The sequence below is a fragment of the Microbispora sp. NPDC088329 genome (assembly GCF_040685655.1).
Taxonomy (GTDB): domain Bacteria; phylum Actinomycetota; class Actinomycetes; order Streptosporangiales; family Streptosporangiaceae; genus Microbispora.
Genome location: NZ_JBFBIP010000026.1, coordinates 79017 through 92938 on the forward strand (window position 1 = coordinate 79017; position 13922 = coordinate 92938).

Below are 13922 nucleotides of genomic sequence, written 5' to 3' on the forward strand. Positions count from 1 at the left end.
ATGAGGGACGTGCAGCCGGAGGCCCGGGAGCTCATGGCGGAGAGCCCCGGGCCCCGGCTCCTCGACGGTCTCAGTACGACTCGTAGGCGGGACCGGCGAGTTGGGCCACGTCCTCCGCGCCGTCCCCGATGAGCTTCGCCCCCAGGTCGGCGAGGGCCCGTCCGGCCGCCAGTTCGTCGCCGATCTCCGGCACGGGCCGGTCGGACGGGTTGCGGCGGGCTCGGCCGACGCTTTCGTGGCGTCGTCCCGCGGGCGTGTACAGCACGGCGGTCGCGGTGGTGACGTCGTCGTTGTCGTCCTCGTTCACGAAGATTTCGACGGTCCAGCGCTTGGATTCCATGTCGGACCACCTCCAGGATTCCAGCATCCCTCCCGGCCGCGCGACCCCGGCACCGGCCCCGGCACGAGCCCCGGCACCAGGCGCGGGCCAGAGAAGGAGCGTCCATGTCCGGCCCGATCATCGTCGGCACCGACGGTTCGCCCGCCGCGACGGCCGCCGTGCGGTGGGCCGCGGACGACGCCGCCCGCCGCGGCTGCCCGCTGCGCTTCGTCTCCGTCGTGGATCACTGGGCGTACGGCATCCCGAAGTTCCCCACCTCCGGCGGCGACCCGCTCACCGCACACGCCGAGCGTGCGCTGTCCGCCGCGGAGGCGGTGGCGCGCGAGCGGCAGCCGGACGTGAGGATCAGTACGGAGATCATCGAGGGCATTCCCTCCCGGATCCTGCGGGACAAGGCCAAGGAGGCCGCCGAGATCGTGCTCGGCAGCAGGGGGCTCGGCGGCTTCGCCGGCATCGTCGTCGGCTCGGTCAGCACCCACGTCGCCGGTCACGCCCCCTGCCCGGTCGTCGTGGTACGGCCCGGCTGGAGCGGCGGCAGGCAGGAGATCGCGGTGGGTGTGGACGACTCGCCCGAATGCGAGCCCGCTCTGGCGTACGCCTTCGAGCAGGCCAGGGCGCACGGTGGCGGGCTGAGGGCCGTGCACGCCTGGCAGTCGCCTGTCCATCCGCTCGCACCGGAGATCGCCTACGACGTGGAGGAGATGCGCGAGGCCGGTCAGCGCGTGACGCGGGAGAAGCCGGCGGAACTCCGGAGGCGATATCCCGAGGTGCCGGTGCGCGAGGAGATCGTCTACGGGCACCCGGTCGACGCGCTCGTCCGGGCCTCGCGCGGGGCCGGCCTGCTCGTGGTCGGCTCCCACGGCCGGGGCGTGCTCGGCTCGGCGATGCTCGGCTCGGTCAGCAGGGGCGTGCTGCATCACGCCGAGTGCCCGGTCGCCGTCGTACGGTCCCCTTCGGCGCCCTGAGCCGCGCGAGACCGGCGCCCTGAGCCGCACGCACTCGGGCCCGCCCGCGTGCTGCGGACGGGCCCGGCGCGGGCCGCTTCAGCGCTGCTGCTCCCCGGCGGCCGGCTTTTCGATCGGGATTCGCCTGCGCTCCTCCCGTTCCTCGGCGAGCCGCACGCTCACCTCGAGGATTCCCTTGTCATAGGTGGCCTTCACGTCGTTCTCGTCCACGTTCGGCGGCAGCACGATCGACCGGGTGAAGGCTCCGTACCGGAACTCGCTGCGGTGCGCCTGCCGCTCCTCGTGGCGCCGTTCGGCGTGGATGGTCAGCACGCCGCTCGACACGCTGATCTCCACGTCCTTGTCCGGGTCGATTCCGGGCAGTTCGGCGCGCAGCACGTACCGGCCGTCCTTGACGTAGTCCTCGAGCCGCATCTGCTGCCCGGCCATCGGCCGCAGCGCCGCCATCGGCGCCTCCAGGAGGTCGAACAGGTCGGGCATGAGACCTCTTTCCCGCCGCATCGGAACGCTCATGTCTGTCACCTCCGTCCGGCAGACCTCATCATGAGAGAAGTACCCGGCATAAATCGGACAAATCACCACAGTCGGGCCGCTGACGGGTTCGTGATGCAGGATGGTGATCATGCTGCCAAAACGGCTCTACCACGGCACCGGCCCCGGCCCGATCACTCCGGACGGGTGCGCGGTCGACTATTACGCGACGCTCATGCCCGGCGGCGACCTGTGCCGGGCGTAGCCGGATCTGCTCGACGCGACGATGGAGTACGTGGGGGAGACCGCCGGTGGACGCACACGTTCGTCAGCAGGCGCCGCACCGACGACCGGTTCGCGGCGAAGGGAGTGCCACATGAGGTTCGTACGCGAAGAAGAGATCAAGGCCACCCGGCCGGGACCGGACAGGTTCACCGACGGCGTGTGGGAGGCGGAGGCGCTGAAGGAGGTGCAGCCGGACGGCCTGCGCGCCCAGCGTTTCTCCTACGAGCCGCAGGCCCGTTCGGGCTGGCACACCCACGACGGGGAGCAGGCGCTGTACGTGCTGTCGGGACGCGGGGTGGTGACGCGCTGGGGGGAGGGCGAGGGCACCCTCATCGGGCCGGGCGACTGGGTCCACGTGCAACCGGGTGAGAAGCACTGGCACGGCGCCGTCGCCGACGACACGCTGGTGCACATCGCCGTCACGGCGAACGGCAAGACGCACTGGCACGGGCCGGTGACCGACGAGGAGTACCGCGCCGGCCTGGGCTGAGCGGCGGCCGGGCGGCTTCTGCCGCCATCGGGGCGGTGCCGAACGGCCCGAAAGTCTCGGCGGGAGGTGTTTCGACGGGCGCCGGCCGGTGAGAACAGCCCGAATGAACGCGCGATTCGACTACCCGGAGCCGCCCGCCCCGGCCTTCCTCTTCGATCTCGACGGCACGTTGATCGACAGCGTCTACCAGCACGTCATCGCCTGGCGCACCGCCCTTCGCGGGGTCGGCATCGACCTGTCGGTGTGGCGCATCCACCGCAGGATCGGCATGAGCGGCGGCCTGCTCGTCAACGCGCTGCTGCGGGAGACCGGCGTCTCGCTGAGCGACGAGCAAGTCGAGGACCTGCAGCAGGCGCACGCCGAGGCGTACCTGGAGCAGATCGACTCGGTGCGCCCGCTGCCGGGCGCGATCGAGCTGCTGAAACGGCTGTCCGGCAACGACGTCCGCTGGGCGATCGCGACCAGCAGCCGTGCCGACACCGCCCGGCACGCGCTGGACATGCTCGGGCTGCCGCCCGATGTGCCGCTCGTCCATCGCGACCAGGTGCGCCGGGCCAAACCCGACCCGGACCTGTTCCTCGCGGGCGCCGCGCTGCTGGACGTCGAGCCGAGGTTCACGATGGCCGTCGGCGACAGCGTGTGGGATCTGCTGGCCGCACGGCGTGCGAACGCGCTGGGCGTCGGGCTGCTGTCCGGCGGCTACGGCAGGGACGAGCTGGAGCGCGCCGGCGCCTTCCGCGTGTACGCCGATCCCGCCGAGCTGCTGACGCGGCTCGACGAGGTCGGCGTACGGATCGGTTCCTGACGCGGCTCAGCCGGTGACGATGACGAGGCCGGCCCGGGAACGCACGTCGTGGCGGGCGTAGAAGCGCTGCTCCTGCTCGGCCCAGCGCCGCCAGTGGGGCGCGTACAGCTCGCCGTCGCGGGCGAGCGCCCGCGCCCTGCGGACCTCCTCACCGGCCTCCAGCCACACCAGCCCGCTGAGGTACGGCCCCGCCTCGCGGGCGCCACAGCCCACGCCCTCGATCACGACGGCGTCCGCTCCCGGCACCTCGTGCCATTCGGCGTACCGGCCCCGCGTCCAGTCGTAGCGCCGCCAGCGTGCCCGGTTTCCGCGGCCCAGGGGACGCAGCACCCATTCCAGCAGGGCGTCCACCCCTGCCTGCAGGCCGTCCCAGCCGTCGTACAGGTCGTCCATGCGGACGACCGGCGCGGTGAGCGTCGCGGCCACGGCGGCGGCCAGCGTCGACTTGCCCGCGCCCGAGCGTCCCTCGACGGCCAGCACGCGGGTGCCGGCCGCGCGGGCGGGCCGCGTACGCAGCCAGCATGCGACGGCGGCGGCATCGGGGGTCACGCGGGCCGAGCCTAATGCCGGGGGCTGACTCCCGCTATGGACAGGCCGAGCAGCCGCTGTGCGCCGGCGGCGGGGTCCGGGTGGTGTTCCACGGCCAGGGCGATGCCGGTGATCAGGGCGAGCAGGTCGCCGATGGTCACGCCCGGGGCCAGCGCGCCGTCGTCCGCGGCGCGGCGCACCAGCGGGCCGCCCGCCTCGGTGAGCTGCGCCGAGCAACAGTGCTCGTGCACCACGTCGGGGTCGTCCGCCCGGTCCCGGGTCAGCGCGGTGGCCAGCCCCCGGATGGTCGCGGCGTCCGCGAGGACGGCGCTCAGCCATTCCAGCAGCGCGGCCCGGGTGTCGGCCCTGCCGGTCAGGTCGCGGGCGTGGGCGCACAGGGTCTCGACCCGTTCGCGGAAGACCGCCTCAAGCAGTGCGTGGCGGCTGGGAAAGTGCCGGCGCAGGGTGGCGGATCCGACTCCCGCGGTGCGGGCGATCTGCTCCATGGACGCGTCGGGGCCGTCCACGGCGATCGCCTCCTTGGCCACGGCGAGCAGGCGCGCGTAGTTGCGCCGGGCGTCCGCGCGCTGGACGGGCATGGTGTCACCTCATCGATTGCTAAGTGGCGGGGCCCGCCGTATTGTACCGAAGCATAAACGGCGGGCCCCGCCGTTTCTCGTGCGCTCGCCACAGGAGGGCCTCATGGCAATCGATTCCGCACCCGTTCTGGTCACGGGCGCCACCGGACAGCAGGGGGGTGCCACCGCCCGTGCCCTGCTGGCGAACGGCGTGCCCGTCCGGGCACTGGTCCGCGACCCCGCGACCGAACGAGCGAGGGCGGTCGAAGCGCTCGGCGCCGAGCTGGTCACCGGCGACCTCCTCGACCGTGACTCCGTGATCAGGGCCGCGCGAGGAGCCCGGGCCGTCTTCTCGGTGCAGATGCCGGCGTTGCGGGAAGGCGCCTTCGACTTCGAGGGCGAGCTGGTCCAGGCCGTCAACCTTGTCGAAGGCGCGCTGGCCGCAGGCGTTCCGCAGCTCGTGCACACGTCCGCCTCTGGAGCGGGTCAGCACAGCGAGGCGCCCGGCTGGGCCGAAGGACGCTGGGCGTCGCTGGAGCCGGTCCTCGGCGCCAAGGCCGCCGCCCAGGATCGCGTGCGTGAGGCGGGCTTCACGCACTGGACGATCATCAAGCCGGGCTTCTTCATGGAGAACTTCCTCCCGTCCGCGGCGTACCTGCTGCCCCGCGGCGTCGAGGGGGGCATCGTGACCGTGCTGAAGCCCGGCACCCGGCTCTCCCTCGTCGCGGTTCGCGACATCGGCGCCGCGGCCGCCGCGGCCTTCGCGGAACCGGGGCGGTTCCACGGCGTAGAACTGGAACTGGCCAGTGACCACCTGACGATGAGAGAGATCGCCGCGGTCCTCTCCCGGGCTCTGGGCACCGAGCTGACCGCGCCCGACATGACCGTGGAGGAGGCGGTCGCCGCGGGGATGCCGGGCTACGGCGCCGCTGTACACGAATTCATCGACGTGGTCGGTCAGCCCGCCCGTCCGGAGTACGCGCGGGCCCTCGGCATCCCGCTCACGAGCTTCGAGGACTGGGCGCACGGACACATGCGGGCCGCGGCCTGACACTTCCCGGAACGGCCGGGGGCGTGCACGGAGCGGCCCGGAGGGATCCGTCCGATCCCTCCGGGCCGCTGCTGGAAGCCCTTGCCCGCCTCCGCTACACGCCGGCGCGGGTGGGGCGGCGGATATCGCTGCTCTGCTCCTGCCACTCGGGGGTCTCCCGCCCCTTCTCCTCGGCCATCTCCTCCATGCGCAGGGCGATCCCCGTCGCGAAGAAGGTCGGCGCCCACTCGCCGACGAACAGCGCCCAGCGGTCGGCGCGTTCGATGCCGGCCTGCTCGTACTTGTTCGAGATGATCCACGAGACGATCGACATGCCGATCGACGCCAGAGCGGCGCTGTACATCACGTTGGAGCGCAGCCCCATTTTGTGGAGTGTGCTGATCATGCGTGTCCCCCTTGTGGTGATTTGCCCCGATTCGGGGCGTACCCGGCCTGTCCTCCCGTAATCCGGCCGACCGCACGATGCCGTGCGATACTCGCGACCGCGCATGAGGCGGGGGCGGCCGGGTAGCCGACCAGCCGGACCGGGAGGGAAGTCATGGAAGTCTTGGGCATCGACATCGGTGGTTCCGGGATCAAGGGCGCCACGGTGGACACGGCCACCGGCGCGCTCACCCGGGAGCGCCTGCGCATCCCGACGCCGCGGCCCGCCGCGCCGGGGGCCGTCGCCCAGGCCGTACGCGAGATCGCGGAGCGCTTCTCCTGGACCGGCCCGATGGGCGTCACCTTCCCCGGGGTTGTCCTCGACGGAGTCGTCAGGACGGCGGCCAACGTCGACAAGTCGTGGATCGGGGTGAAGGGCGCCGACCTGTTCGGCGAGCGGACGGTCGTGCTGAACGACGCGGACGCGGCCGGCGTCGCCGAGATGACCTTCGGGGCCGGCCGGGGCCGGAAGGGGGTCGTGCTCATGCTGACCTTCGGCACCGGGATCGGCAGCGCGCTCTTCGCGGACGGTGTGCTGGTGCCCAACACCGAGTTCGGCCACATCGAGATCCGCGGCAAGGAGGCCGAGCACCGCGCCTCCGACCGGGTGCGCGAGGAGGAGGACCTGGGCTGGGAGAAGTGGGCCCGGCGCGTGGAGGAGTACCTCAGGCACATGCGCGACCTGCTGTCGCCCACGCTGATCGTCGTCGGCGGTGGCGTGAGCAAGAAGGCCGGCAAGTTCCTGCCGTACGTCGACCTCGGGGACACTCCGGTGGTGCCCGCCGTGCTCCGGAACGAGGCCGGGATCATCGGCGCGGCGATGGCGGCGGGGGCCGCGCACCTTGCGTGAGTGATAGATCTCCCTTATTCCTACCTGGACAGCGGGTAATTTCGCTGTCATGATGATCCCATGAGTTCCTCGGGGGGGTTGACCCAGCGCCGGCACATCGATCTGCTGCGCGTCTGCGCCGCCGCCTGTTGACGACCGCGGTCACCGCCGTCCGGTACGCCACGAGGCAAGGGAGAGGGCATGTCCCACCAGAACGTGATCGACTTTGTGGAGCGCAGGCGCGAACAGGGCCATGAGCCCCCCGATCTGGGGCAGGGCTCCGTGCTCGGCGTGCTGCCGGTGCCGGAGACCGGCGCCGTGCTGATGATCGTGGGCTACCTGGTGCCCGCAGGGCACGCGGCGGACGCGCCGGAGGCGCCGCCCGCCGCCCTGCAGAGGCGGGCGGCCCCCGGCGAGGAGGACGAGCTGGTCCTGGACCGGGCCGCGCGGGTGGCCCGCGCGGGCGGCGAGGAGATCGAGCTGACCTTCCGGGAGTTCGAGCTGCTCGACTATCTCAGCTCGGCGCCCGGCCGGGTCTACAACCGCCGTCAGCTCATGGCGGCGGTGTGGGACCGGTACGACGACGAGGGCGGCCGTACGGTCGACGTGCACATTCTGCGGCTGCGCCGCAAGCTGGGCCGCCACGCGGGCAGGATCGTCACCGTCCGCAACGTGGGCTACAAGTACCAGCCGGCACGCCGCCCCTGACATCGCCCCCGACGCCGCCCGGAAAGGGCCGCAGGAAAACCGCTGGCAGATCGGCGGGGGGCGTTGCCTATCCTTGAGCATGGAATGAACACGCTCGCCGATCTCCAGGCCCGCCTCCCCGACCTGATGCTGCGCGACCAGCGCAGGCTGCGCCGCCGTCTCGACGGCCTGCGCCGGGTCCGCGACCGCGCCGCCCGCCAGTCCGTCGTCCAGGAGATCGCGGGGGACGTGGAGGCCGCGGAACGCCGCGTGGCCGCGCGCCGCGCGGCCGTCCCGGTCCTCAGCTACCCTCCCGAGCTGCCGGTCAGCCGGCACAAGGACGATCTGCTCGACGCCATCAGGGACCACCAGGTCGTGATCGTGGCCGGCGAGACCGGCTCGGGCAAGACCACCCAGATCCCCAAGATCTGCCTGGAGCTCGGGCGGGGGGTGCACGGGCTCGTCGGCCACACCCAGCCGCGCCGCATCGCCGCCCGCACGGTGGCCGAGCGCATCGCCGAGGAGCTGTCGATCGAGCTGGGGGAGGCGGTCGGCTACAAGGTCCGCTTCACCGACCACTCCAGCGACGGCACCCTGGTCAAGCTGATGACCGACGGCATCCTGCTCGCCGAGATGCAGACCGACCCGCTGCTGCTGCAGTACGACACGCTGATCATCGACGAGGCGCACGAGCGCAGCCTCAACATCGACTTCATCCTCGGTTATCTCAAGCAGCTCCTCCCCAAACGGCCCGACCTCAAGGTGATCATCACCTCGGCGACCATCGACCCCGAGCGGTTCGCCCGGCACTTCGCCGGCCCGGACGGGAAGCCGGCGCCCGTGATCGAGGTGTCCGGCCGGACCTACCCCGTGGAGGTGCGCTACCGCCCGGTCGGCGAGGACGACGACCAGACCCAGGCCATCGTCGACGCCGTCGACGAGCTGTGCGCCGAGGGGCCGGGCGACATCCTGGTCTTCCTCAGCGGCGAGCGGGAGATCCGCGACACCGCCGACGCGCTCAAGGGCCGTCGCGAGGAGGTCCTCCCGTTGTACGCGCGGCTGTCGGCCGCCGAACAGCACCGGGTCTTCCAGTCTCATCGGGGCCGGCGGATCGTGCTGGCCACCAACGTCGCCGAGACCTCGCTGACCGTGCCGGGCATCAAGTACGTGATCGACCCGGGCACCGCCCGGATCTCCAGGTACAGCCACCGGCTGAAGGTCCAGCGGCTGCCGATCGAGCCGATCTCCCAGGCGTCGGCCAACCAGCGCAAGGGCCGCTGCGGCCGTACGTCGGACGGCGTGTGCATCCGGCTCTACTCCGAGGAGGACTTCCTCTCCCGGCCGGAGTTCACCGACCCCGAGATCCTCCGTACGAACCTGGCGAGCGTCATCCTGCAGATGACCTCGCTGGGCCTGGGCGACATCGCGGCGTTCCCGTTCGTGGAGCCGCCGGACAGCCGCCAGGTCAGGGACGGCGTCAACCTGCTGCTCGAGCTCGGCGCCCTCGCGGACAAGAGCGCGGGCCGGGAGGCCGGGAAGGGCGCGCAGCTCACGCCGCTCGGGCGCAAGCTGGCCCAGCTCCCGGTGGACCCCCGCCTCGCCCGGATGGTGCTCGAAGCCGACAAGAACGGCTGCGCGCGCGAGGTGATGATCATCGCCGCCGCGCTGTCCATCCAGGACCCGCGCGAGCGGCCGGCCGACAAGCAGCAGGCGGCCGACGAGAAGCACCGCCGCTTCGCCGACAAGGAGTCGGACTTCCTGACCTACCTCAACCTCTGGAACTACCTGCGCGACAAGCAGAAGGAGCTGTCGTCCAGCGCGTTCCGGCGGCTGTGCAAGGCGGAGTTCCTCAACTACCTGCGCGTGCGGGAATGGCAGGACATCGACAGCCAGCTCCGCCAGGTGGCCAGGACGCTGAACGTCGTGCCCAACAGCGTGCCCGCCGACCCCCAGCGCGTCCACCAGTCGCTGCTGGCCGGCCTGCTGTCGCACATCGGCCTCAAGGACGTCGTCGACAAGCGCAGGCAGGACGGCCCGCGCCGGCCGCTCACCGAGTACGTCGGCGCCCGCAACGCCCGCTTCGCGATCTTCCCCGGCTCGGCCCTGGCCAAGGCGCAGCCGCAGTGGGTGATGTCGGCCGAGCTGGTGGAGACCTCCCGGCTGTGGGCCCGGGTCAACGCCAAGATCGAGCCCGGCTGGATCGAGCCCCTCGCGCAGCATCTCGTCAAGCGCACCTACAGCGAGCCGCACTGGGAGAAGGACCAGGCGGCCGTCGTCGCGCTGGAGAAGGTCACGTTGTACGGCGTGCCGATCGTGACCGAGCGGAAGGTCAACTACGGCCGCATCGACCCCGAGCTGAGCCGGGAGCTGTTCATCCGGCACGCGCTGGTCGAGGGCGACTGGCGCACCCACCACAAGTTCTTCCACGAGAACCGCAAGCTGCTCGAAGAGGTCGAGCGGCTGGAGGAGAAGGCCCGCCGCCGCGACATCCTCGTGGACGACGAGACGCTGTTCGACTTCTACGACCAGCGGATCCCGGCCGACGTGGTCTCGGGCAGGCACTTCGACAGCTGGTGGAAGAAGGCGTCGCGGGAGACGTCCGACCTGCTGACGTTCTCACCGGAGATGCTGGTCAACGACAGCGCCGGGGTCAGCGCGCGCGACTATCCCGACGCCTGGCGGCAGAACGGCCAGCGGATGCGGCTGACCTACCGCTTCGAGCCCGGCGCGGCGGAGACGGGGGAGGCGGACGGCGTGACCGTCCACATCCCGCTGGCGGTGCTCAACCAGGTCGACCCGACCGGCTTCGACTGGCAGATCCCCGGCCTGCGCGAAGACCTCGTCACCGCGCTCATCCGGTCGCTGCCGAAGAACCTGCGCCGCAACTTCGTGCCCGCCCCCAACTACGCCAAGGCCGTGCTGGAACGCGTACGGCCCGGCGGCGAGCCGATCCTCGACGCGCTGGAGCGCGAGCTGCGGGCGCTGACCGGGGTGGAGGTGCCGCGCGACGCGTGGGCCCTCGACCAGCTCCCCGCCCACCTGCGGATCACCTACCGGGTGATCGACGACCGCAAGCGCACGGTGGGCGAGGACAAGGACCTGGAGGCGCTCAAGCGGCGGCTCGCGCCGAAGCTGCGCGCGACGCTGTCGAGGGCCGCCGACGACCTCGAACGCGACGGCCTGCACGGCTGGACGATCGGCACGCTGCCCAAGGTGTTCGAGCAGGGCAGGGTGCGGGCGTACCCCGCCCTGGTGGACCAGGGCACGAGCGTCGCGGTCCGGATGTTCGAGACCGAGCGCGAGCGTGACCGGGCCATGTGGGCGGGCACCAGGAGATTGCTGCTGCTCAACGTGGTCAACCCGGCCAAGGCCATTCTGCGGACCCTGACCACCGCGCAGAAGCTCGCCCTCAGCCGCAGTCCCCACGGCGGGGCCGCCGCCCTGTTCGACGACTGCACGGCGTGCGCCGCCGACGCGCTCATGGCGCAGGCGGGCGGGCCCGTCTGGGACGAGGCGGGGTTCGAGCGGCTGCGCGACCACGTGCGCGCCTCGCTGTTCGAGACGACCGAGGAGGTCGTCTCGCGCGTGGAGCGCGTCCTGGCGGCCTGGCACGCCGTGCAGAACCGGCTCGGCGCGCTGGGCGGCGGCGTGGCCGATCTCAGGGCCGACATCGCCGACCAGCTCGACGGGCTGGTGCACGACGGGTTCGTCACCGAGACGGGCTACGACCGGCTGCCCGACGTGCACCGCTATCTGCGGGCCGTCGAACGCCGGCTCGACAAGCTGCCCGACGATCCCCGCCGGGACCGCGAGTGGATGCACCGCGTGCACGACGTCGAGGACGAGTACCGCGATCTGCTCGACCGGCTGAAGCCCGCCGAGCGGGACGCCAAGGCCGTGCGGGACATCCGGTGGATGATCGAGGAGCTGCGGGTGAGCTTCTTCGCCCAGCAGCTCGGCACCCCCACGCCCGTCTCCGAGAAGCGCATCCGCAAGGCCATGGACAACCTCCTCACCCCCGCGTGACCACGAAGAAGGGCCGCGGGGATGAGGGGGGTCAGCGGCCCAGGGCGGCGCCGATGAGCGCGCGGGGGTCGGCCGCTCCGGCGAGCACGCCCGACGGCAGCACGTCGATCAGGTGGGCGTGGCCGAAGAGGGTGCCGTACTCCACCGATTCGACGGCGTGCCCGCGCTCGCGCAGGCCGTCCGCCCATGGCGCGCCCTCCTCCACCGCGATCACGGTGTCGGAGTGCCAGGTGTCGAAGCCGGAGCCGCCGGTGGCGAGCGCCCAGCGGGACGCGGCGATCACCTCGCCGGGCGTCTGGCCGTGCGCGAGCAGGCGGGTGACCAGCTGCAGCAGGATCTGCGGCTGCGCGTCGGCGCCCATCGTGCCGAGGACCGTGCGCAGCGTGCCGTCCGGCCGGGTGACCAGCGCCGGGCACAGCGTGTGGGGCGGCCGGCGGCGCGGGCCGTACTCCGCGGGGTGACCGGGTGTGAGCGAGAAGCCGATGCCGCGGTTGTGCAGGTTGATCCCGGTGTTCGGCTCGAAGACCAGGCTGCCGAAGCCCGACGCGTTCGACTGGATGAGCGAGACGCCCATGCCGTCCCCGTCGATCACGCACAGGTACGTCGTGTCACCCTGCGCGCTGGGGGCGTCGGGCACGGGGGAGCGCCGCTCGGGGTCGATCAGCGCCCGGCGGGCGGCGGCCGTGCCGAGCGGCGCGACGGCCGTCTCGTGGAGGACGTCGAGCCGGTCGTGCCCGGCCGCCCTGGCCGACTCCACGAGCAGGTGGGCCCAGCGCGCATCGGCCGGATCGCCCGGCTCGCCCAGTCCGGCGAGGATCTCCAGAGCCAGCAGCAGCAGGTATCCCTGGGAGTTCGGCGGGACGGTCCAGATCCGGTGCCCGAACACCTCGGCGCTCAGGGGCTCCACCCAGTCGGCGTTCGGCTGTGCCAGGTCCTCCTCGGCGTACTCGCCGCCGCCCAGCTTCAGCAGGCCCTCGCCGAACTCGCCCTGGTAGAACGCGGCCCGGCCGCCCTCGCCGAGGGCGGTGAGGGCTCTGGCGACGCCGGGACGCCGGACCACGTCGCCGGCGCGCCGCATGGCGGCGAAGTCGCCGGCGCCCGCGAGGTTTCCGAGGAAGTCGCCCGCGGGACCCAGCAGCGGCGAGGCGGGGAAGCCCTCGGCGGCGTGGCGGATCGCCGGGGCGAGCAGGTCGGGGAGCGGCAGGCGGGCGTAGCGTTCGTGCAGCGCGAGCCACCCGTCGGCGCAGCCGGGCACCGTGGCCGAGCGGATGTCGAACGCCGCGGGCACCCGGTCGTGGCCCTCCGCCCGCAGGCGGTCGGGGTCGGCGCCCGAGCCCGCCCGGCCCGAGGCGTTGAGCGCGCTGACGTTCCCGTCATGGACGAGAGCGAACAGGTCGCCGCCGAGACCGCACATGTGCGGCGCCGTGACCGCCAGCACGGCGTTGGCGGCGATGGCCGCGTCCACCGCGTTGCCACCTCTGTCGAGCATCGCGACGCCCGCCGCGGAGGCCAGATGGTCGATGGTGCACACCATGCCATTCAGGGCATACCGAGTCTCGCTCACGTTCGGGATCGTATGACAGGCCAATAGGCTGTGGCTGCCGTAAGCAGGACGAAGGTGAGGAATTCATGATCCGGGCACTCGTGTTCGACGTGGGGGAGACGCTCATCGACGAGACCCGGATCTGGTCCCGATGGGCCGACCGGCTGGGCGTGCCGCGTCTCACCTTCATGGGCGTCCTCGGCGGCATGGCCGCGCTCGACCGGGGGCACCGGGAGGCGTTCGAGCTGATCAGGCCGGGGATCGACCTCGACGCCGAGATCGAGGAGTGGCGGCGTGAGGACCCGGACGGGCTGCGCGAGAACTTCGACGCCGGCGACCTCTACCCGGATGTGCGGCCCGGCCTCGCGGCCCTGCGGGAGGCCGGCTACGACCTGGTCGTCGCCGGAAACCAGCCGCCCCAGGCGTACGACGCGCTGGTCGCGATGGACCTGCCGGTGGACGGGATCCACACCTCGGCGGGATGGAGAGTGGAGAAGCCGGATCCCGGGTTCTTCGCCAAGGTCGCGGCCGTGTGCGGGCACGAGGCCGGGCAGATCTTGTACGTCGGCGACCGCCTCGACAACGACGTACTGCCCGCCGCGCGCGCCGGGATGCGGACCGCCCTGCTGCGCCGGGGGCCCTGGGGCTACCTGCACGCCGCACGTCCGGACGCCGCCCGCGCGGACCTCGTCGCCGACGGCCTCGCCGACCTCGTCCGCCTGGTCCCCACCCTCGGCTGACCGCCTGGCGCTGCTCGGCAAGGCATCTTGTTCTACGGCTCGGGCATGACGTGCCGGCGGCGGCCGGCCGAGTGGAACGCCTCCGGGGTGTGGCAGCGGCTGCGTGTGTGACCGCTCGCTGGACGTGTCATCGAAGTCGGCAGCAGCTCTAACTCACGACC

General features: G+C 72.2%; 14 protein-coding genes. 8 read left to right on the forward strand and 6 right to left on the reverse strand.

All coding sequences use genetic code 11. The annotated features are described in order from the left end of the window. Nucleotides 1-70: 70 nt before the first annotated feature. Entirely contained in the window at nt 71-340 is a 270-nt protein-coding gene (locus tag AB0O28_RS34325; RefSeq protein ID WP_139580661.1) for a DUF1876 domain-containing protein, read from the reverse strand. A 104-nt stretch (nt 341-444) separates the two neighbouring features. Between AB0O28_RS34325 and AB0O28_RS34330 the strand changes: the two genes are divergently transcribed. Beyond that, nucleotides 445-1305, forward strand: coding sequence for a universal stress protein (locus AB0O28_RS34330; protein ID WP_363646736.1), 861 nt, complete (start codon nt 445-447; stop codon nt 1303-1305). Nucleotides 1306-1383: 78 nt separating this feature from the next. Here AB0O28_RS34330 and AB0O28_RS34335 read toward each other — a convergent pair whose 3' ends face one another. Further along, the gene (locus AB0O28_RS34335) at nt 1384-1818 is read right to left on the reverse strand and encodes an Hsp20/alpha crystallin family protein (RefSeq protein ID WP_363646737.1); all 435 of its coding nucleotides are present in this window, start codon (nt 1816-1818) and stop codon (nt 1384-1386) included. Between the two features lie 334 nt (nt 1819-2152). Here AB0O28_RS34335 and AB0O28_RS34340 point away from each other — a divergent pair, with 334 nt between their 5' ends. Further along, the gene (locus tag AB0O28_RS34340; protein ID WP_363646738.1) at nt 2153-2551 is read left to right on the forward strand and encodes a cupin domain-containing protein; all 399 of its coding nucleotides are present in this window, start codon (nt 2153-2155) and stop codon (nt 2549-2551) included. A gap of 103 nt (nt 2552-2654) precedes the next feature. After that, a complete protein-coding gene (locus AB0O28_RS34345; protein ID WP_363646739.1) occupies nt 2655-3356 on the forward strand; it encodes an HAD family hydrolase in 702 nt (233 codons plus the stop codon). Between the two features lie 6 nt (nt 3357-3362). On the opposite strand, the gene AB0O28_RS34350 is transcribed toward AB0O28_RS34345, so the two are convergent. Further along, nucleotides 3363-3905 carry a hypothetical protein gene (locus AB0O28_RS34350; RefSeq protein ID WP_363646740.1) on the reverse strand — a complete coding sequence of 181 codons (543 nt, stop codon included), beginning with the start codon at nt 3903-3905 and terminating at the stop codon, nt 3363-3365. 11 nt (nt 3906-3916) lie between these two features. After that, the gene (locus AB0O28_RS34355) at nt 3917-4483 is read right to left on the reverse strand and encodes a helix-turn-helix domain-containing protein (RefSeq protein WP_363646741.1); all 567 of its coding nucleotides are present in this window, start codon (nt 4481-4483) and stop codon (nt 3917-3919) included. A gap of 103 nt (nt 4484-4586) precedes the next feature. Between AB0O28_RS34355 and AB0O28_RS34360 the strand changes: the two genes are divergently transcribed. Further along, entirely contained in the window at nt 4587-5513 is a 927-nt protein-coding gene (locus AB0O28_RS34360; RefSeq protein WP_363646742.1) for an NmrA family NAD(P)-binding protein, read from the forward strand. Between the two features lie 94 nt (nt 5514-5607). On the opposite strand, the gene AB0O28_RS34365 is transcribed toward AB0O28_RS34360, so the two are convergent. Beyond that, nucleotides 5608-5898, reverse strand: coding sequence for a hypothetical protein (locus tag AB0O28_RS34365; RefSeq protein WP_363646743.1), 291 nt, complete (start codon nt 5896-5898; stop codon nt 5608-5610). A gap of 153 nt (nt 5899-6051) precedes the next feature. Here AB0O28_RS34365 and ppgK point away from each other — a divergent pair, with 153 nt between their 5' ends. The 3 genes from ppgK to hrpA all read left to right on the forward strand — a co-directional run bounded on the left by ppgK (nt 6052) and on the right by hrpA (nt 11478). Further along, nucleotides 6052-6786 carry a polyphosphate--glucose phosphotransferase gene (gene ppgK, locus AB0O28_RS34370; protein ID WP_363646744.1) on the forward strand — a complete coding sequence of 245 codons (735 nt, stop codon included), beginning with the start codon at nt 6052-6054 and terminating at the stop codon, nt 6784-6786. Nucleotides 6787-6966: 180 nt separating this feature from the next. After that, nucleotides 6967-7473, forward strand: a complete 507-nt coding sequence (locus AB0O28_RS34375; RefSeq protein ID WP_363646745.1) for a winged helix-turn-helix domain-containing protein — start codon at nt 6967-6969, stop codon at nt 7471-7473. 84 nt (nt 7474-7557) lie between these two features. After that, nucleotides 7558-11478 carry an ATP-dependent RNA helicase HrpA gene (gene hrpA / locus AB0O28_RS34380; protein ID WP_363646746.1) on the forward strand — a complete coding sequence of 1307 codons (3921 nt, stop codon included), beginning with the start codon at nt 7558-7560 and terminating at the stop codon, nt 11476-11478. A 31-nt stretch (nt 11479-11509) separates the two neighbouring features. Here hrpA and AB0O28_RS34385 read toward each other — a convergent pair whose 3' ends face one another. After that, nucleotides 11510-13042, reverse strand: coding sequence for a gamma-glutamyltransferase (locus tag AB0O28_RS34385; RefSeq protein WP_363646747.1), 1533 nt, complete (start codon nt 13040-13042; stop codon nt 11510-11512). A gap of 65 nt (nt 13043-13107) precedes the next feature. Here AB0O28_RS34385 and AB0O28_RS34390 point away from each other — a divergent pair, with 65 nt between their 5' ends. Next, on the forward strand, nt 13108-13761 hold the full coding sequence (locus AB0O28_RS34390) for an HAD-IA family hydrolase (RefSeq protein ID WP_363646748.1): 654 nt from the start codon (nt 13108-13110) through the stop codon (nt 13759-13761). Nucleotides 13762-13922: the final 161 nt, after the last annotated feature.